16 protein-coding genes are annotated in these 17,671 nt (G+C 58.5%); 4 read left to right on the forward strand and 12 right to left on the reverse strand.

Annotation, left to right across the window (positions count from 1 at the left end):
• Positions 1 to 38: 38 nt before the first annotated feature.
• Complete coding sequence (locus TU74_RS11250; RefSeq protein WP_048376576.1) at positions 39 to 1,913, reverse strand: MFS transporter; 1,875 nt, start codon at positions 1,911 to 1,913, stop codon at positions 39 to 41.
• A gap of 135 nt (positions 1,914 to 2,048) precedes the next feature.
• Positions 2,049 to 3,200, reverse strand: a complete 1,152-nt coding sequence (locus TU74_RS11255; protein ID WP_048376507.1) for a TDT family transporter — start codon at positions 3,198 to 3,200, stop codon at positions 2,049 to 2,051.
• Between the two features lie 239 nt (positions 3,201 to 3,439).
• On the opposite strand from TU74_RS11255, the gene TU74_RS11260 reads away from it, so the two are divergent.
• Positions 3,440 to 6,907, forward strand: a complete 3,468-nt coding sequence (locus TU74_RS11260; protein ID WP_047276343.1) for a hybrid sensor histidine kinase/response regulator — start codon at positions 3,440 to 3,442, stop codon at positions 6,905 to 6,907.
• Positions 6,908 to 6,943: 36 nt separating this feature from the next.
• On the opposite strand, the gene TU74_RS11265 is transcribed toward TU74_RS11260, so the two are convergent.
• The gene (locus TU74_RS11265) at positions 6,944 to 8,308 is read right to left on the reverse strand and encodes a DNA recombination protein RmuC (RefSeq protein ID WP_164488090.1); all 1,365 of its coding nucleotides are present in this window, start codon (positions 8,306 to 8,308) and stop codon (positions 6,944 to 6,946) included.
• 172 nt (positions 8,309 to 8,480) lie between these two features.
• The gene (locus TU74_RS11270; RefSeq protein WP_047276347.1) at positions 8,481 to 8,807 is read right to left on the reverse strand and encodes an SEL1-like repeat protein; all 327 of its coding nucleotides are present in this window, start codon (positions 8,805 to 8,807) and stop codon (positions 8,481 to 8,483) included.
• 959 nt (positions 8,808 to 9,766) lie between these two features.
• Here TU74_RS11270 and TU74_RS11275 point away from each other — a divergent pair.
• From TU74_RS11275 to TU74_RS11285, 3 genes are all read left to right on the forward strand, one after another.
• The gene (locus TU74_RS11275) at positions 9,767 to 9,991 is read left to right on the forward strand and encodes a hypothetical protein (RefSeq protein ID WP_034156218.1); all 225 of its coding nucleotides are present in this window, start codon (positions 9,767 to 9,769) and stop codon (positions 9,989 to 9,991) included.
• A gap of 270 nt (positions 9,992 to 10,261) precedes the next feature.
• Positions 10,262 to 10,741, forward strand: coding sequence for a hypothetical protein (locus tag TU74_RS11280; RefSeq protein ID WP_047294812.1), 480 nt, complete (start codon positions 10,262 to 10,264; stop codon positions 10,739 to 10,741).
• Between the two features lie 147 nt (positions 10,742 to 10,888).
• Positions 10,889 to 12,169: an OmpP1/FadL family transporter gene (locus TU74_RS11285; RefSeq protein ID WP_048376514.1), complete on the forward strand. Its 1,281-nt coding sequence runs from the start codon at positions 10,889 to 10,891 to the stop codon at positions 12,167 to 12,169.
• Between the two features lie 84 nt (positions 12,170 to 12,253).
• On the opposite strand, the gene TU74_RS11290 is transcribed toward TU74_RS11285, so the two are convergent.
• The 8 genes from TU74_RS11290 to cobU form a co-directional block, all read right to left on the reverse strand.
• Positions 12,254 to 12,805, reverse strand: a complete 552-nt coding sequence (locus tag TU74_RS11290) for a glutathione peroxidase (protein WP_047276354.1) — start codon at positions 12,803 to 12,805, stop codon at positions 12,254 to 12,256.
• A 55-nt stretch (positions 12,806 to 12,860) separates the two neighbouring features.
• Positions 12,861 to 12,983 carry a hypothetical protein gene (locus TU74_RS24915; protein WP_255164190.1) on the reverse strand — a complete coding sequence of 41 codons (123 nt, stop codon included), beginning with the start codon at positions 12,981 to 12,983 and terminating at the stop codon, positions 12,861 to 12,863.
• Positions 12,980 to 14,188 carry an MFS transporter gene (locus TU74_RS11295; RefSeq protein ID WP_047276356.1) on the reverse strand — a complete coding sequence of 403 codons (1,209 nt, stop codon included), beginning with the start codon at positions 14,186 to 14,188 and terminating at the stop codon, positions 12,980 to 12,982. The genes TU74_RS24915 and TU74_RS11295 overlap by 4 nt, the downstream gene beginning before the upstream one ends.
• A 52-nt stretch (positions 14,189 to 14,240) precedes the next feature.
• A complete protein-coding gene (locus tag TU74_RS11300; protein WP_047277388.1) occupies positions 14,241 to 14,654 on the reverse strand; it encodes a MarR family winged helix-turn-helix transcriptional regulator in 414 nt (137 codons plus the stop codon).
• A gap of 123 nt (positions 14,655 to 14,777) precedes the next feature.
• Complete coding sequence (locus TU74_RS11305) at positions 14,778 to 15,515, reverse strand: adenosylcobinamide-GDP ribazoletransferase (protein ID WP_082149866.1); 738 nt, start codon at positions 15,513 to 15,515, stop codon at positions 14,778 to 14,780.
• Entirely contained in the window at positions 15,512 to 16,090 is a 579-nt protein-coding gene (gene cobC, locus TU74_RS11310; protein WP_048376516.1) for an alpha-ribazole phosphatase family protein, read from the reverse strand. The genes TU74_RS11305 and cobC overlap by 4 nt, the downstream gene beginning before the upstream one ends.
• On the reverse strand, positions 16,087 to 17,142 hold the full coding sequence (gene cobT / locus TU74_RS11315; protein ID WP_048376518.1) for a nicotinate-nucleotide--dimethylbenzimidazole phosphoribosyltransferase: 1,056 nt from the start codon (positions 17,140 to 17,142) through the stop codon (positions 16,087 to 16,089). Before cobT ends, cobC begins: the two co-directional genes overlap by 4 nt.
• A complete protein-coding gene (gene cobU, locus TU74_RS11320; RefSeq protein ID WP_048376580.1) occupies positions 17,139 to 17,660 on the reverse strand; it encodes a bifunctional adenosylcobinamide kinase/adenosylcobinamide-phosphate guanylyltransferase in 522 nt (173 codons plus the stop codon). Before cobU ends, cobT begins: the two co-directional genes overlap by 4 nt.
• Positions 17,661 to 17,671 lie beyond the last annotated feature (11 nt).

Raw genomic sequence — 17,671 nt, forward strand, 5'->3', positions numbered from 1 at the left:
GCTGGCCAGGCCGCGCCACCCCCGTGCCAACAATGGCTCTAGAGTGTCTGCCCGCGTAGCGCCGTCACCTGCTCGCGCAGCCTTTTTTGCGTCGCTTCACTCGCCGCTATCGGCTCGCCAGCTACCAGCGTTACTCGCGACCACAGCCTGCGCAAGAACCCCTTATTGGGATCGCGACTAAAGAAGCTCCCCCATAGCCCTTGCAACGCCATCGGAATGACCGGCACCGGCGTTTGTTCCAGAATCCGTGTGACGCCTGCCTTGAACTCATTGATCTGGCCATCGGTGGTGAGCTTACCCTCCGGAAAGATGCACACCAGCTCGCCGTCGTTCAGGTATTCGGCAATTTTCTTGAACGCCCGCTCGTAGATCGCTTCATCTTCAGCGCGCCCGGCGATAGGAATCGTCCCTGCTGTGCGAAAGATGAAGTTGAGCACCGGCAAATTGTAGATTTTGTAATACATCACAAACCGAATCGGCCGACGCACTGCTCCACCAATCAGCAATGCATCCACAAAAGACACGTGATTGCACACCAGCAAAGCCGCGCCCTCATCCGGGATCGCTTGCAGGTTTTTATGTTGCACCCGATACATGGAATGGCTCAGCAGCCAGATCATGAAGCGCATGCTGAATTCGGGAACAATCTTGAAGATGTAGGTATTGACCGCGATGTTCAGCAGTGAAACCACGAGGAACAGCTCAGGAATCGTCAGATTCGCCACGCTGAGCAACAGGATGGTGACGAGGGCCGAGACCACCATAAACAGCGCATTCAAGATGTTGTTGGCCGCAATCACCCGCGCACGCTCGTTTTCTGCGGTGCGCGACTGGATCAAGGCATACAGCGGCACAATGTAAAAACCGCCAAACACGCCCAGACCAAGAATATCGAACAGCACCCACCACGCCTGGCTGAACCCCAATACGGCCAGCCAGTCGTTAGGTTGAAGGGTCGACGGCATCTGCCCGGAATGCCACCACAGCAACAGGCCGAACACGGTCAAGCCGAATGAGCCAAAGGGTACCAGGCCGATTTCGACTTTGTGACCCGACAGCTTTTCGCACAGCATCGACCCCAACGCGATGCCCACCGAAAACACTGTCAGGATCAACGTCACCACGGTCTCATCGCCATACAGCCACTCTTTGGCGTAGGCCGGAATTTGTGTCAGGTAAATCGCACCGACAAACCAGAACCACGAATTGCCCACGACGGAACGCGACACTGCTGGCGTCTGGTTCAGGCCCATTTTCAAGGTGGCCCAGGACTCGCTGAAGATGTTCCAGTTCAGCCGTAATTCAGGCGTATCGGCCGGTGCGCTGGGGATCGCCCGGCTGGCCAGATACCCCAGGGCCGCCACGGAAACGATCACCACCGACACCACCCCTGCGTAATTGCTCGAAGACAGCATGATTCCCGCGCCGATCGTACCGGCCAGAATCGACAGGAAAGTCCCCATTTCTACCAGACCGTTACCCCCGACCAGCTCATCCTCATGCAATGTTTGCGGCAGGATTGAGTATTTGACCGGTCCGAACAACGCCGAATGGGTGCCCATCGCAAACAGCGCGACCAGCATCAACGCCAAGTGATCGAACGCAAACCCCGCCGCTCCGACCAGCATGATCGCGATTTCACCGAGCTTGATCAGACGGATCAGGCGATCCTTGTCGTACTTCTCGCCAAACTGGCCCGCCAGGGCTGAAAACAGAAAGAACGGCACGATAAACAGCAGCGCACACAGATTGACCCAAATCCCTCGGTCCCCCTCGATGGCGAGCTTATAAAGGATGGCAAGAATCAACGATTGTTTGAACAGGTTGTCGTTTAGCGCGCCCAGCGACTGGGTCACAAAGAAGGGCAGGAAGCGGCGCTTCCTTAGCAAGCTGAACTGCGAGGGGTGACTCATCATCCATGTTCTCAAGTTGCGCCAGAGGCTTTCTCATTGGAGGGCTGTTGTAACACCCGAGACACAACCTTGCCTCAGGTTATGTAACGGATGCCACCAGTCTCAGCGCATTCGTACAAAACCCGAGGCAAACTCTTACTTCTTCAAACCCGCGATGCAGGGCGAAACAAACAACTCGCCCCGGTAAGCGCCGATCAGGGTTTTACGCCCCACGATCAGCCACATCATCGCCAGCAAAGCCACCAGCGCACAGCCCGCAATCTCGAAGAACGCCAGGTGCAGCACGCTACCCAGACGCAAGGTGGCCAGCGAATACACACCCAGCGGGAACGTGAACCCCCACCACCCCAAATTGAACGGGATACCGTCGCGGTAGTAGCGATGGGTAATCAGTATCGCCATCACAATCCACCACAACCCGAAGCCCCACAGGGCAACCCCTGCAATCAGGCCCATGCCGTTGGCCACGTCACCGATACCGGCAAATCCATTGGCGGCAAAGATCGCAGGCGAGTTCGCGCCCAACAGCAACAAGCCGAGCGCTCCCGTACCAATCGGCCCCAAGGCCAGCCAGCTCGAGGCCGCCATGCTTTCGTGAGGCAATTTATGCAGCGCCATGCGCAGCATCAGGATGGTCAGGATGCTGAACGCCAGCGGCACCGAAAAGGCCCACAGGACGTAGCTGGTGATCAGTACGTGGAACTGCGCCAGCGAATCCGACAGGTGCGGCGCCAACTGGCCACCGCTGGCAGCCGCCACTTCAGCCGCCACCACTGGCAACAACCAGACAGCGGTCATTTGATCAATGCTGTGCTCCTGACGGGTGAACATCATGTAAGGAATCAGCACACCGAACGCCAGCGACATCGCCACGTCCAGCCACCACAGCACCTCGGCCACCTGCACCATGCCGCTGCCCCAACGGGCGACGCCAAACAGGAGAAAACCATTGATGATGGTCGCCAGCCCCATGGGGATCGTGCCGAAGAACATCGAGACAGTTGAGTGGCCAAAAATCCGCCGTGCCTCATCGAAATACAGCACCCAGCGGGCGCCGTAGAGCACGCTGAATAAAATGAACAATCCGATATTGAACAGCCATAGCCCTTCAGCGACAGCGTGCAGGCCAGGAATGTTCACCGGCAACGAAGCCAGTGCCAATGCCAGCACGCCGGTGCCCATGGTGACGGCAAACCAGTTCGGGGTGAATTGACGAATCACCTCACGCGGGTGCTGCAAGGCGCTCAAGGGCCGTAAAGTGGTGTTGGTCGTGTTAGGGCAAATCATGGGTTCCTCCTGATCCTCGTGCGAGGTAGTGCAAGAGTAGAACTGAATCGAATATCTATATAACGGGTAATTTCTCTAACTGTTATCGACTTTACAGATATGTGCGATATGCGCGCCTTTCAAGTGCTGCGACACCTGGCCGCGCTGCGACCATCGTCGACACTGACGGCGCCTGAACATCATGCGAGACTAGCCCGCAGCAGCCGGATTGCTGCGACCTTATACCTCCAGGAGTCACCATGTCGTTGTCCAGCGGGCTGATCGCCGCCGTTGCCCTGGCCTATATGGCCGTCATGTTTGCCATTGCCTTTTATGGTGACCGGCGCAGCACCCCGCTGCCGCCACGGGTTCGCGCATGGGTCTATAGTTTGTCGCTGGCGGTGTACTGCACCAGCTGGACGTTCTTTGGCGCCGTCGGCCAGGCCGCCGAGCAGCTGTGGTCTTTTTTACCCATCTACCTGGGCCCGGTGCTGTTGTTGGTGTTTGCACCTTGGGTGCTGCAAAAAATGGTGATGATCAGCAAACAGGAGAACATCACCTCCATTGCCGACTTCATCGCCGCGCGGTATGGCAAATCCCAGTCGCTGGCCATTGTCGTGGCCCTGATCTGCCTGGTGGGCGTATTGCCTTATATCGCCTTGCAACTCAAAGGCATCGTGCTCGGCGTGAATCTGTTGATCGGTGCTGGCGCCGACGCCACGGGCACCCGCGCACAAGACACGGCCCTGATTGTGTCGCTGGTACTGGCGCTATTTACCATCGTCTTCGGCACCCGCAACCTCGACTCCACCGAACACCACCGGGGCATGGTGCTGGCCATTGCGTTCGAGTCGCTGGTCAAGCTGTTCGCGTTTCTCGCCGTTGGCGCGTTCGTGACCTTCGGCCTGTATGACGGCTTCGACGATTTGTTCAATCAGGCCATGCTCGCACCGCGCCTGGAGCAATACTGGAAAGAGACCGTCAATTGGCCTTCGATGGTGGTGCAAACCGGCGTGGCCATGATGGCCATCATTTGTTTGCCTCGCCAATTCCACGTCACGGTGGTGGAAAACATCGAGCCGCAGGATTTGCGACTGGCCAAATGGGTGTTCCCGGCCTATTTGATCCTCGCCGCCCTGTTCGTCGTCCCGATCGCGCTGGCCGGGCAAATGATGTTGCCCAGCTCCGTCTTGCCCGACTCTTTCGTCATCAGCCTGCCATTGGCCCAGGCCCACCCGGCACTGGCGTTGCTGGCCTTTATCGGCGGCGCATCGGCGGCCACCGGCATGGTGATCGTGGCCAGCGTCGCCCTGTCGACCATGGTTTCCAACGACATGCTGTTGCCGTGGCTGTTACGGCACAAAAACGCCGAGCGCCCCTTCGAAGTATTCCGCTACTGGATGCTGTCGGTGCGCCGCGTATCGATTGTGGTCATCCTGCTGCTGGCTTACGTCAGCTATCGCCTGCTGGGCTCGACGGCCAGTCTGGCCACCATCGGGCAGATTTCTTTCGCCGCCGTGACGCAACTGGCGCCCGCCATGATCGGCGCGCTGTACTGGAAACAAGCCAACCGTCGCGGCGTCTTCGCCGGTTTGGCGACCGGCACCTTTATCTGGTTTTACACGCTGGTGCTGCCCCTGATTGCTCACAGCCTCGGCTGGCAATTAAGCCACTTCCCCGGCTTGGCCTGGCTGCACGGCAACCCGCTGGGGCTGCCGATTACACCGCTGACACAAGGCGTTGTGCTGTCACTGGCCGGCAACTTCACCGTCTTTGCGTGGGTCTCGGTGTTGTCGCGCACCCGCGTCTCGGAACACTGGCAAGCCGGGCGCTTCATCGGCCAGGAAATCAGCCACCCGAATGGCCGCTCCATGCTGGCGGTACAGATCAATGACCTGTTGACGCTGGCCGCACGTTTTGTCGGCGAAGAACGCGCGCGCCAGAGCTTTATCCGTTTCGCTTACCGGCAGGGCAAAGGCTTCAACCCAAACCAGAATGCCGATGGCGAATGGATTGCCCATACCGAACGCCTGCTGGCAGGCGTACTGGGTGCTTCTTCGACGCGGGCGGTGGTGAAAGCGGCCATCGAAGGCCGGGAAATGCAGCTCGAAGACGTCGTGCGCATTGCCGACGAAGCGTCAGAAGTCTTGCAGTTCAACCGCGCCCTGCTGCAAGGCGCCATTGAGAACATCACCCAAGGCATCAGCGTGGTCGATCAGTCCTTGCGGCTGGTGGCCTGGAACCGCCGTTACCTTGAGCTGTTCGACTACCCCGAAGGCCTGATCAGCGTGGGCAGACCGATAGCAGACATCATCCGCCACAATGCCGAACGCGGCCTGTGCGGCCCCGGCGAAGCCGAAGTGCATGTGGCCCGCCGCCTGCACTGGATGCGGCAGGGTCGCGCCCACACCTCTGAACGGTTATTCCCCAATGGCCGGGTGATTGAGCTGATCGGCAACCCGATGCCGGGCGGCGGGTTCGTCATGAGTTTTACCGACATTACGGCCTTCCGCGAAGCAGAGCAGGCGCTGACAGAAGCCAATGAGGGCCTGGAACAACGAGTGGCCGAGCGGACCCGCGAACTGTCCGAGCTGAACAAGGCGCTGATCGAAGCCAAGGGCGTCGCGGAAGCCGCCAACCAATCGAAAACCCGTTTTCTGGCTGCCGTCAGCCATGACTTGATGCAACCCATGAACGCCGCGCGGCTGTTCTCCTCTGCCCTTTCCCACCAGGAGGAAGGACTTAGCCCGGAAGCCCAGAAACTGGTGCAGCATCTGGACAGCTCCTTACGTTCTGCCGAAGACCTGATCAGCGATTTGCTGGATATTTCCCGGCTCGAAAACGGAAAATTCACCCCCGATATCAAACCGTTTGCCCTCAATGACCTGTTCGACACGCTGGGCAATGAGTTCAAGGCGCAGGCCCAGGAACAAGGACTGACTTTCCGTGTGCGTGGCAGTCGATTGCGGGTGAGCAGTGATATCAAACTGCTGCGCCGGATTTTGCAGAACTTTCTGACCAACGCCTTTCGCTATGCCAAAGGCCCGGTCCTGCTAGGCGTGCGGCGTCGTGGCAATGCGTTGTGCCTTGAAGTGTGGGACCGCGGCCCGGGCATTCCGGAAGACAAGTTGCAGGTCATTTTTGAAGAGTTCAAACGCCTGGACAGTCATCAGACCCGCGCCGAAAAAGGCCTCGGGCTGGGCCTGGCGATTGCTGACGGGTTGTGCCGCGTGCTGGGGCACACCTTGCAAGTCCGTTCATGGCCGGGCAAAGGCAGCGTATTCAGCGTCAGCGTGCCGCTGGCTCAGAGTCAGGTTGCCCCGCAACCGGTCGTCGCAGAGCAAAATGGCCAACCCGTGACCGGCGCCCAAGTACTGTGCATCGACAACGAAGACAGCATTCTGATCGGCATGCAAAGTTTGTTGACCCGCTGGGGATGTCGCGTCTGGACAGCGCGCAATCGCGAAGAATGTGCGGCCCTGCTCAATGAAGGGGTACGCCCACAACTGGTGCTGGTGGATTACCACCTCGATAACGGCGAAGTCGGCACTGAGCTGATGCGCTGGTTACGGGCCGAACTGGGCGAGCCAGTGCCGGGCGTGGTCATCAGTGCGGACGGTCGCCCGGAGATGATTGCGCAGGTGCATGCGGCGGGCCTGGAATATCTGGCCAAGCCGGTAAAGCCCGCCGTGCTGCGGGCACTGGTTAGTCGGCACGTCCCGCTTTAACCGTGCGGCAGAGCGATTCACTCCGCCGCACACATGTCACTCTGCGGGGTGCGCCACACCGTTCACGTCGGTCATGGCGCGCTCCAGCAGATCCGGCGACAAGCTTTTACTGGCGCGCGCGCCCAGCAGCTTGAGTTGCTCGCTGCGGCTCACCAGGTTGCCACGCCCCTCGCTCAACTTGTTGCGCGCCGCGGCATACGCTTTGTCCAACTGCTGCAAGCGATTGCCCACCTCATCCAGGTCTTGAATAAAGAGCACGAACTTGTCGTACAGCCACCCGGCGCGCTCAGCAATTTCCCGGGCGTTCTGGCTTTGGCGCTCTTGTTTCCACAAACTGTCGATCACCCGCAACGTGGCCAACAAGGTCGTTGGGCTGACAATCACAATGTTGCGGTCGAACGCTTCTTGAAACAGATTGGGCTCGGCCTGCAATGCTGCGGAAAAAGCCGCCTCAATGGGCACGAACAACAAAACGAAGTCCAGGCTGTGCAAGCCTTCCAGCCGCTTATAGTCCTTGCCTGCCAAGCCTTTGACGTGATTACGCAACGACAGCACGTGCTGCTTGAGCGCCGCCTGCCCGATGACCTGATCATCCGCGGCCACAAACTGCTGATAAGCGGTCAGGCTGACCTTGGAATCGACCACCACCTGCTTGTCGCCAGGCAGCATGATCAGGACGTCCGGCTGGAAGCGTTCGCCATCCGGCCCTTTGAGACTGACTTGGGTCTGGTATTCGCGGCCCTTCTCCAGCCCCGCATGCTCCAGCACCCGCTCCAGAATCAGCTCCCCCCAGTTGCCTTGGGTTTTCTGCCCCTTGAGGGCCCGGGTAAGGTTAGTGGCCTCGTCACTCAAACGCAGGTTGAGCTGCTGGAGGCGCTCCAGTTCTTTGCCAAGGGAGAAACGCTCGCGGGCTTCTTGCTGATAGGTTTCCTCGACGCGCTTTTCAAACGACTGAATGCGCTCTTTGAGCGGGTCCAGCAACTGTCCCAGCCGTTCATTGCTGGTCTGCGCAAACCGTTGCTCGCGTTCGTCGAATATTTTGCCGGCCAACTCTGCAAACTGCGCCCGCAACTCATCGCGCGAACCCTGCAGGTCGTTGAGTCGTTGCTGATGGTTTTCCTGCTGTTCGCGCAATTCAGCGGCCTGAGCGGCGGACTGAGCGTCCAGCCTGCGCAATTCAGTTTCTTTCTGGGCGCGTTCCAGACTCCAGGCATGGGCGGCATCCCGGGCGTTGTCACGTTCCACCTGCAATAACTCCACTTCACGGCTCAGGGCCGCCAGCTCTGCCTGCTTGGCGGCATTGGCCTGCCCCAGATCGCTGATCTCGTCACGGCTGGCATCGAGTTGCGCATTAAGACCTTCCTGCGCCAATTGCGCCATGTTCAGGCGCTCTTCGAGCAAGGCCAGCTCAGCGTGATGCGCGCTGGCCCGGCGCTGCAGTTGCCAGATAAAAGCCAGCAGCGGCACGCCCGCCACCGCCAGGCCCAGCAGAATGCTGTTCAAGTCCAGGGCCATAACCCCTCCGCACACGGTAAAAGAGCAAGGTTAACCAAGCTGCGGAGTCGAAGACAGCTCAGTCTTCGATCTTGTTGAGTTCCTGCTGGGCTGACTCATCGCCCGCACGCGCAGCATTGCGCAATAAGGCCTGACCAATGCGCTGGTCGCGCTTGCTCCCGCAATCGCGGCACATCAGTTGACCCAGACGACTTTGCGCCAGCACCACGCCCTGGCGGGCAGGCTGCTTGAGCAGATGGCCCGCAACATGTTTGATGCTCGGATTGGTCCCCAGCCGCGGGTTGTCCAACAGCCAGATCGCTACGCGCAAAGAAAACCGTTTTTTGGGTGCTTCGGCAGGTGATCCGGAGGGCGTAACAGAGGAAGAGTTTGTACGAAACTTCATAGAACACTGTGGGGCAGAACAGAAGGCGCGCCACTCTACTCCTTTTTTCGTTTGGGTAAAGTCGAAAAAGGTCTACAACCCCGATCTAGAGCAACGGCGCGGGACAATCCACAGATCCTGTGGATAAGTCAGTGGACAACCCCCTTTTGCCCCCGCCAAACCCCCACAGGACGGGGGCCGAGGTCAAACTGACGATTTTTTCACCAATTCAAAAAAACGATGTTTTTCATTGACTTAAATTTGCGAAACAGGCTAAGCGGCTGTGTGGCTTGCGCCCTGCCATGCGTTTATATGACGCACTGCAAATGTGCACAAGTTCATACTCATCAGCAGGAATCGGCCCAAAACGTAATGAAATCTGTAGGACTGTGCGCTCCCAAGGGGCGTGTAATCAGAGCCGGCGTTTGCCCTCGCCCCCTGCCCAATCGACTGGCGTTTTAGCAAAAACCGACTAACGGTTTGCTGCCATCTTTCGCCCCGTACAGAAAGTATTTTTGCTAGCACAGTTGCGTTTATTTTTTCAAGCCGTTAGTATCCGCAGCGTTAGTACCAAGCTGAAAGTCAATTGGGCCGAACAAATCCCCCAGCCACCTTCCCTAAAGAGAAGTCACGCTGATACACACGGGATCGACCCCCTCGATGGTTTCCAGGTAAATCTTGCGACGATACGGCCTTTGAACAAACACAAAGGGTATCACCAAGCACTCTTACTCTGACCGAACCAACCTGCAAATTGATCAGGAACTTCACCCCGAGCACGGAACCTTAGCTCTTGTTGTGATTGCCTGCCCTCCTAAGTACCTACCTGCCAGCCCAAGCGCCACATACTTAAATGCGCTCCAACTGGCGGCTTTGTTCCAGTCAGGTTCTTCGTCACGCCAAAGATGGCTCGACGTCACTGGAACGTTTTAACGTTGCACGGATCATATCCGTGTCATTTGTAGGAACACCTAATAACTATGTCTACTCAAATCCATACTCAGGATGCCATTCGCACCCTAACCAACGCCTTCGCTCCTATGAACTGCCTGATTATGGCCGCTCGCAAAGGCTGCTTTAGCTTCACACTGGTCAACGAACACGGTATCGCACGTCACAGCGAACGCCTGTATCCCGATCAATACTCCAGCGCAGAACCCCTGCAAGCTGTGATTGACCGGACACGTCAGGCCTTGATCGCCTGACAACGCGCCCAGCGTCTATACAACAAGCCCTGCTCCAATAGCAGGGCTTTTTGTTGTCCTGAATTTAAGAAATATGCCGCATCGTTTAATTACTTGCGGGTATATAGCCACAACCTAGATGCTGCAAATGTTTTTAAAACAGTCCGTTACAGCATAGATATGACACTACACTTCAACTCAAGCGGTTCATTCCGCTTCCGGCGAACCCTACCGACTCACAGCTGCCAAGCGCCTGGGTGTAGCCGGCCAATTTCAGGCGTCGAGGTTGCCATGGGTATTGCTGCCAGGGAGTTGAGACTTTACGTAATCCGCCCGACGCTTCTGTATTTAGGCATGAACAATCCTGATGCAGAGGCGTTGTTGCTGGGCATTGCTGCAAGTCAGTCAAATCTGGGCTCAGCACTCCACGACCGACGCGGACATGGTCTTTACAGTATTCGCGAACCTCGACACGCCGCACTGTGGGATGACTACCTCGCCCATGACCCGGATCTGGCAAGCCTTGTAAGGGGGCTCGCCAGCCAGCACGCGTTTTTATGCAGCCCTCATCTGGAGCTAACTGTAAATTTGCGTTACGCCACGGCAATTGCGTGGATGTTGATTGAAGAGCAAAAAGCCATCATCCCGAAAACTAACGATGTCGTGGGCATGGCCAAAGTTTGGCGCCAAGTCTTTGAGCCACAAGGACGTTTACGTGACTTCGCTCAGGCTTGGCGCATCTGCGTTACACCTCTCAACCAGGTGGCCTAAGATTTTCAACCACCTCAACAATCAGAAAAAGATCCAAAACCGGTAGGATTGTCCTACAAAACATCGCTATCTCCTGCGATTTGGCCTATAGCGCTTAAACAAAAATGTTGGTAGCTTTCCTCCCGGTGATCAAAAGGAGTTCTAATAATGAAAAAAGTAATGCTCAAGACCACACTTAGCCTCGCCGTCACTTTGGCTTCCAGCCAGATTTTCGCCAGTGGCTTCGCCCTCAACGAACAAAGCGTTAGCGGTATGGGGACCGGTTTCGCAGGTCGTTCGTCTCAAGCTGATGATGCAAGTACCGTATTTGGTAACCCTGCCGGTATGTCCCGCCTACAAGGTCAACAAGTGACCGGTGGCGTTGCAGTCATTGACGCTAAAACCGATATCAAAGATGCAAGGGGCAACGCCAAAGGCACCAACAAAGGTGACATGGTCCCATTCACCGGCGTGCCAATGGGTTTTTATACCAACAGAATCAATGATCAATGGGCTGTAGGCTTCGGTGTTTATGCACCTTTTGGCCTCGCCACTGAATACGAAAAAAGTTTCCAGGGTCGCGCATTCGGCAGCACCAGCGACGTTGCTGTTGTCACCTTCCAGCCGACCGTCAGCTATGCGTTCAACGACAAGGTATCGATCGGTTTTGGTCCAACCATCAACCGTATTGTTGGCAAGCTGGAGTCCGATCTTGCACTGGTGCCCGGAACACCGGAAGCCCACGTGAAGATCAAAGGTGATGACACCGCTTTGGGCTTCAACGCTGGTATTTTGGTACAAGCCACTGACACTACCCGCGTTGGCCTGACCTACCACTCAAAAGTCAGCTACAAGCTCAAGGGCCACACTGATGTGGAAGCTGGTCCAGGCACTCCGCCCCAATTGCTGAAAAGCAATCGCTATGACGCTTCGCTGTCGATCGACACCCCCGAATCCTGGGACCTGTCCGTCACACAAGATATCTCTGATGCCTGGAAAGTCTACGCGGGTTCTACCTGGACTCGCTGGAGCCGCCTGAAGGACATTACCGTCAAGAACGAAGGCGTTACTGTAGCTAACGCAGGCCCAGGGGGCGCACAGGCCTTCACCACCATCAAAGAAGAACAAAACTGGCATGACACCTGGGCTTACGCCATCGGTACCTCATACCAATTGAACAAACAGTGGATACTGCGCACCGGTCTAACATGGGATCAATCGCCTACCAACAATACTAACCGCTCGCCACGTATTCCTACCGGCGACCGGACCATCTTCAGCATGGGTGCTGGTTATGCTGTGACTGACGATCTGACTATCGACGTGGCGTACTCTTACCTGAAAGAAGAGGCAGTCAAAGTGAACGATGCCAAAGGCATCAACCGTTACAGCGCCAAGTATGAAAACAGCGCGAACGGCTTCGCAGTGGGTGCAACCTACAAGTTCTAATTCGCGACGAACCTCAGGGTTTATCTGCTGAATTAAAAAATCCCCGCCTCGGTGACGAGCGCGGGGATTTTTATTGACCGTCAATCAGGGTTTTGAAGCGATCGCCTTTTCGATCGCCTCAATCAGCTCCGGGCTGTCAGGTTTGGTCAGGCTGGAAAAGTTGGCAATCACATTGCCCTGACGGTCCACCACGTACTTATAAAAATTCCACTTCGGCGCACTGCTTTGCTCAGCCAGCACTTTGAACAGATGAACCGCGTCGGCCCCGCGAACCTTTTGCGGGTTGGTCATGGTGAACGTCACGCCGTAGTTCACGTAACACACCTTCGCGGTCTCTTCGCCATCCTTGGCCTCTTGTTTGAAGTCATCCGATGGCACGCCGATCAGCTCAAGCCCCTGATCCTTGTAACGTTGATTCAACGCTTCAAGCCCTTTAAATTGAGGCGCGAACCCGCAAAAACTCGCGGTATTGACAATCACCAGCGGTTTTCCGGCAAAACGCTGGCACAAGTCGATGGACTCTTTTGAGCGCAACTTGGGCAGCGAACCTTCCAGCAGCGGCGGGCATTGAGCCGCCCAAACAGGTCCAGCACACGCCAACAACAGTACGGGCATCGCCATCCAGCGCTTGAGCATCATCGGTGTCCTTTTAAAAAATGCAGACCCTGAACTTACGCGCCAAGGCCATCAACTAGCAAGTCGCCATACCCAGTTGCAGCAAGGCCAGTCCACTCTGATGCCAACCCCACCACGCCAGCGCAATAAGGGCCAGTCCGGCCCCCACGCCGCCCAACCAGATCAAGGTCGAATTCACAACGCACCCTCCTGCAACTGCAAGCGCGCAACAGGCCGCTCGCGTACCGGCACGTTAAGGGCAGCCGCTAACAGGCTCAAGCCAATCGAAACGTGCCAAATCAGGTCATAGCTACCGGTTTTATCGTAGACCACGCCACCGAGCCATCCACCCAGAAAGGCCCCCAATTGGTGGAACAGAAAGACGATACCGCCCAGCATCGACAGGTTACGCACACCAAACAGCGTCGCCACCGTTCCGTTGGTCAGAGGCACTGTCGAGAGCCACAAGAAACCCATGGCCATGCCGAACACGTAGGCGCTGAACGTCGTGACCGGCGCCCACAAGAACAGCGCGATGACCACCGCCCGCGCCAGATAGAGGCCGGTCAACAGGCGCGGTTTGGACATCCGCCCGCCCAGCCATCCCGCCGTGTAGGTGCCAAAGATATTGAACAACCCGATCAGCGCCAGCACCGACGTACCGACCGTCGCCGGCAGATGCTGATCCACCAGGTAGGCCGGCAAATGAATGCCGATAAAGACCACCTGAAAACCGCAGACAAAAAAACCAAAGGCCAATAGCCAGAACCCGGAGTGGCTGCACGCCTCTTGCAACGCTTGCTTGAGAGTCTGTTCGCCGCCCAGCGCTGGCATGGGCCGATCCTTGAGCATGCTCACCAGCGGGACGATTAGCGCGACCAACAGGCCCAACACCAACAAGGCGCTTGACCAACCGAGCCAACCGATCAGCCCCAGCGTGCCCGGCAGCATGGCGAACTGCCCGAAGGAACCTGCTGCGCTGGCGATCCCCATGCCCAGGCTGCGCTTTTCGGGCGGCAAGGCACGCCCTACAACACCGAGAATCACTGAAAACGAAGTGCCCGACAGGCCAACCCCGATCAGCAGCCCTGCGCTCAACGACAGCGACAGCGGCGAATCGGACATCCCCATCATGACCAGGCCCACCGCGTACAACACGCCGCCGACGATCACCACCCGGGCCGCGCCAAAGCGGTCTGCCAGCGCCCCGGTAAAGGGCTGCGCCAGCCCCCACATCAAGTTTTGTAGGGCGATAGCAAAAGCAAACACTTCGCGCCCCCAGCCGAACTGCGCACTCATGGGCGGCAGAAACAACCCGAAACCATGCCTCACCCCCAAGGACAGCGCCAAGATCAGCGCACTGCCCAACAAGACCCAACCGCTGTTACGCCACACCGTTGTCATTGTTATTCTCCGGGAGCGGGTAAAAACCCTTTTGTAGAGACGCGGCCGACGCTCAGTCAGGTCCTGCCAGTTCATTCAACAGTTCTAAAAGTTGGGCACGTCGTGCCTCACCCAACCGGTCCATCAAGCGTTGCTGGGCCTTCTCCCAGGCGGGCAAGGCTGCCGCAAGACGCTCGTTACCCGCCTCGGTCAGGCACACCAGACGGTTACGCTGATCAGCGCCTTCCGACAGTTTCACCAGCCCCATGCCCTCAAGCACCCGCAAATTGCGGCCCAGCGTGCTGCGGTCCAGCCCCATCGCTTCAGCGAGGCTGGAGATGCTCGGCCGATCGAGACGCTTGAGATTGCTGAGCAGCGAATACTGGGCAACGTTGATGCCGAAGCCATCCAGGGCGCCGTCGTAATGCCTGCTGACGCCACGGGCGGCGCGCCGCAGGTTGGTGCATAAACACTGGGTCGGTAACATTTTGTATGTATATACCCGTAATAAAAGAGTGACAAGAATAAAACCGTAGCGGCTGCCAACGCCTGAGCTGATTTGAAGCACACAGTGGCTGACCCCATTGCTCGGGCCCGCTCAACACGAGGGCTAGCCGATCAGGGCCAGCCCCACCAACACCCCCACCTCAAGCAACTCCAGCAGCGCGCCAGCGGTATCGCCGGTGGTGCCGCCCAATCGACGCATCATGATTCGGCGCAACCAGGCAAACCCGATGACGCCCAACACCAGCGACCACACGCCACCCATGCCCGCCACCAGTACACATCCCAGCCCACTGAAACCCAACACCCACCAGCCTGCGGTGCGCGGCACATGATCGGCCAGCGCCTGCCCCAGCCCTCCTGCACGCACATAAGGTGTGGTCAGAAAAACAGCCAGCAACGCACTGCGCCCGATCAGCGGCACGATCAACAACGCCGCGAACTGTTGCTGCTCGATCACCGCCAACAAGGCACAGAACTTGAGCAGCAGCACCAGCACTAACACCACCACGGCAATCGGCCCACTGCGCGGGTCTTTCATGATGGTCAGCGTGCGCTCGCGATCACCAAACCCGCCCAGCCACGCATCAGCGCTGTCCGCCAGGCCGTCCAGGTGCAACCCGCCACTGAACAGCACCCACACCGTTAGCAGCAAAGCGGCATGCAGCATAAGCGGCGCACCCGACAACACCGCGGTGGCGCCGTACAAAACTACGCCCAACACCAGGCCCACCAGCGGGTAATACAGCAGCGAACGGCCTGTTTCCCCCGGCGACGGCATGCCGGGTAACCGCACCGGCAAACTGCTCAGAAATTGCAGGGCAATCCAGAACGGTCCCTTCACGCACTCACCTCCCGCAACTCACCCTCAGCGCTGACCTGCACGTGCAACAAGGCGCCGTGGGGCACCGCGACGCTCAGCAGCTGTTCACGGGGCAAGCCGCGCGCCTGTGCCAATAACCGTTTGATCACACCGCCGTGGCAAACCACCAGCACTTTTTGACCCGCGTAACGCTGTTGCAGGCGCAAAACCGCCGCTAACACGCGTTCGGCAAAGTCCAGTACCGGCTCCCCTTCGGGCGGCGTAAAGGCATAGGGGTCAGACCAGAACAAGCCCAAAGCCTCGGCATCGGTTTGCATCAAGGCCGCCGCGCTTTGCCCTTCCCACACGCCGAAGTGCAGCTCTTGCAAATCCGCGTCGAGGGTCAACGGCACCTCCAGCGACGCAGCCAGCGCTTGCGCAAACAGGCGGCAGCGCTGCAAGGGCGAGCTGACAATCCGGTCCCACGGCCCCTGCCCCTCAACCGCCTCGTGCATTTGCGCCCAGCCCAGTTCAGTCAGTGCATCGTCCAGACTGCCGCGCAAGCCGCCGCCCAGTTCGGTTTCGCCGTGGCGCAGCAGGTCCAGGCGCACACTCATGCCGGACGATCCGCCACGGCCGCTTCGGCAAACGTTGCCATTTGCCCGTGCAGGTCGCAGGCCAGGCGCAGCAACGGCACGGCCAGCGCCGCCCCGCTGCCTTCGCCCAGTCGCAGGCCGAGGTCAAGCAAGGGCGCGGCCTCGAGGCTTTCGAGCACATGGCGGTGCCCGTGTTCGGCACCCCGATGGCTGAACACCAGCCATGGACGGCACTCGGGGTTCAACCGCACCGCGACCATCGCCGCGACCGTGCAGATAAAGCCATCCACCAACGCCGCCATGCCCTCTTGAGCACAGGCCACATACGCACCCGCCAGCGCGGCAATCTCAAAACCACCCAGTCGGAATAACGTTTGCAACGGGTCGTCCAGCAGGCCCGCATGGAAGTCCAGCGCTTGCTCAATCACCCGCGCTTTATGGCTGACGCCCGCTGCGTCCAGGCCAGTGCCGGGGCCGGTCAGCAAGGCCGCAGGGCATTCAAGCAACGCGCTGGCCACGGCACTGGCCGACGCCGTGTTACCGATGCCCATTTCACCACCAATGAACAGCTCGCTGCCCTGTTCGCGAGCGCGCAAGACACTGTCGCGCCCTGCTTGCAACGCCTTCAAACCTTGGGCATCCGTCATGGCCGGGCCTGTGGCGAAGTTCGCCGTGCCGGCGCCCAGTTGCAGGTGACGAACACCCGCCAGATTGAGCATCGGCGTGACCGTGCCCAGGTCCACCACATCCAGTTGCGCGCCCAGTTGCCGGGCAAGCACGCTGATGGCTGCGCCGCCACTGACAAAGTTGTGCAGCATTTGACCGGTAACGGCTTGCGGATAAGCCGAAACACCTTCGGCGACCACGCCATGATCCCCGGCGAAGAGGGCAATCCATAATTGATCGACACGCGGCTTGACCCGCCCTTGCAACCCGGCCAGTTGAATCGCCAGTGTTTCGAGCTGCCCCAGCGAACCTGCGGGCTTGGTCAGTTGCTGTTGACGCTCGGCCGCAGCCTTTTGCGCGTCACGGTCCGGGGATTTACACGGACGCAGCCACCACGGCGTATTCATAAGACAGTTCCTTTCAACGTCAGGGGCAGGCCTGCCACGGTCAACACAACACGCTGACAGCACTCGGCCAAGGCTTGATGCAGCCAACCGGCTTCATCGACATAGCGGCGAGTCAATTCGCCCAGCGGCACGACACCCATCCCGGTTTCGTTGCTGACAAACAGAATTTCACCCGGCAACCCTGCCAGGCACGCCAACAGGGCGTCGCGTTCAGCCGTCAGGCGTTGCGCGTCGTCCAGCATCAACAGGTTGGTCATCCACAGCGTCAGGCAGTCCACCAGCAGGCAGGTATCGGCGCGGGCGTTTTCGCGCAGCACGCGGGCCAGCGCCAACGGCTCTTCAATCAGCCCCCATTGCGCAGGCCGACGCTCGCGATGATGCCGTACCCGCTCGCTCATCTCGCCGTCCTGCGGCTGGCTGGTTGCAATGTACGTCACTGTGTAACCGGACTCGGCTGCCAGCTTTTCGGCCAGACGGCTTTTACCCGAGCGGGCACCGCCCAAAATCAGTTGCAGCATGTTCATGCACC

The organism is Pseudomonas lundensis, assembly GCF_001042985.1.
GTDB lineage: Bacteria > Pseudomonadota > Gammaproteobacteria > Pseudomonadales > Pseudomonadaceae > Aquipseudomonas > Aquipseudomonas lundensis.

Coding starts and splice junctions, on each gene's coding strand:
- TU74_RS11250 (WP_048376576.1), bottom strand. CDS start 1,913: ATGAGTCACCCCTCGCAGTTCAGCTTGCTAAGGAAGCGCCGCTTCCTG.
- TU74_RS11255 (WP_048376507.1), bottom strand. CDS start 3,200: ATGATTTGCCCTAACACGACCAACACCACTTTACGGCCCTTGAGCGCC.
- TU74_RS11260 (WP_047276343.1), top strand. CDS start 3,440: ATGTCGTTGTCCAGCGGGCTGATCGCCGCCGTTGCCCTGGCCTATATG.
- TU74_RS11270 (WP_047276347.1), bottom strand. CDS start 8,807: ATGAAGTTTCGTACAAACTCTTCCTCTGTTACGCCCTCCGGATCACCT.
- TU74_RS11275 (WP_034156218.1), top strand. CDS start 9,767: ATGTCTACTCAAATCCATACTCAGGATGCCATTCGCACCCTAACCAAC.
- TU74_RS11280 (WP_047294812.1), top strand. CDS start 10,262: ATGGGTATTGCTGCCAGGGAGTTGAGACTTTACGTAATCCGCCCGACG.
- TU74_RS11285 (WP_048376514.1), top strand. CDS start 10,889: ATGAAAAAAGTAATGCTCAAGACCACACTTAGCCTCGCCGTCACTTTG.
- TU74_RS11290 (WP_047276354.1), bottom strand. CDS start 12,805: ATGCTCAAGCGCTGGATGGCGATGCCCGTACTGTTGTTGGCGTGTGCT.
- TU74_RS11295 (WP_047276356.1), bottom strand. CDS start 14,188: ATGACAACGGTGTGGCGTAACAGCGGTTGGGTCTTGTTGGGCAGTGCG.
- TU74_RS11300 (WP_047277388.1), bottom strand. CDS start 14,654: ATGTTACCGACCCAGTGTTTATGCACCAACCTGCGGCGCGCCGCCCGT.
- cobC (WP_048376516.1), bottom strand. CDS start 16,090: ATGAGTGTGCGCCTGGACCTGCTGCGCCACGGCGAAACCGAACTGGGC.
- cobT (WP_048376518.1), bottom strand. CDS start 17,142: ATGAATACGCCGTGGTGGCTGCGTCCGTGTAAATCCCCGGACCGTGAC.
- cobU (WP_048376580.1), bottom strand. CDS start 17,660: ATGCTGCAACTGATTTTGGGCGGTGCCCGCTCGGGTAAAAGCCGTCTG.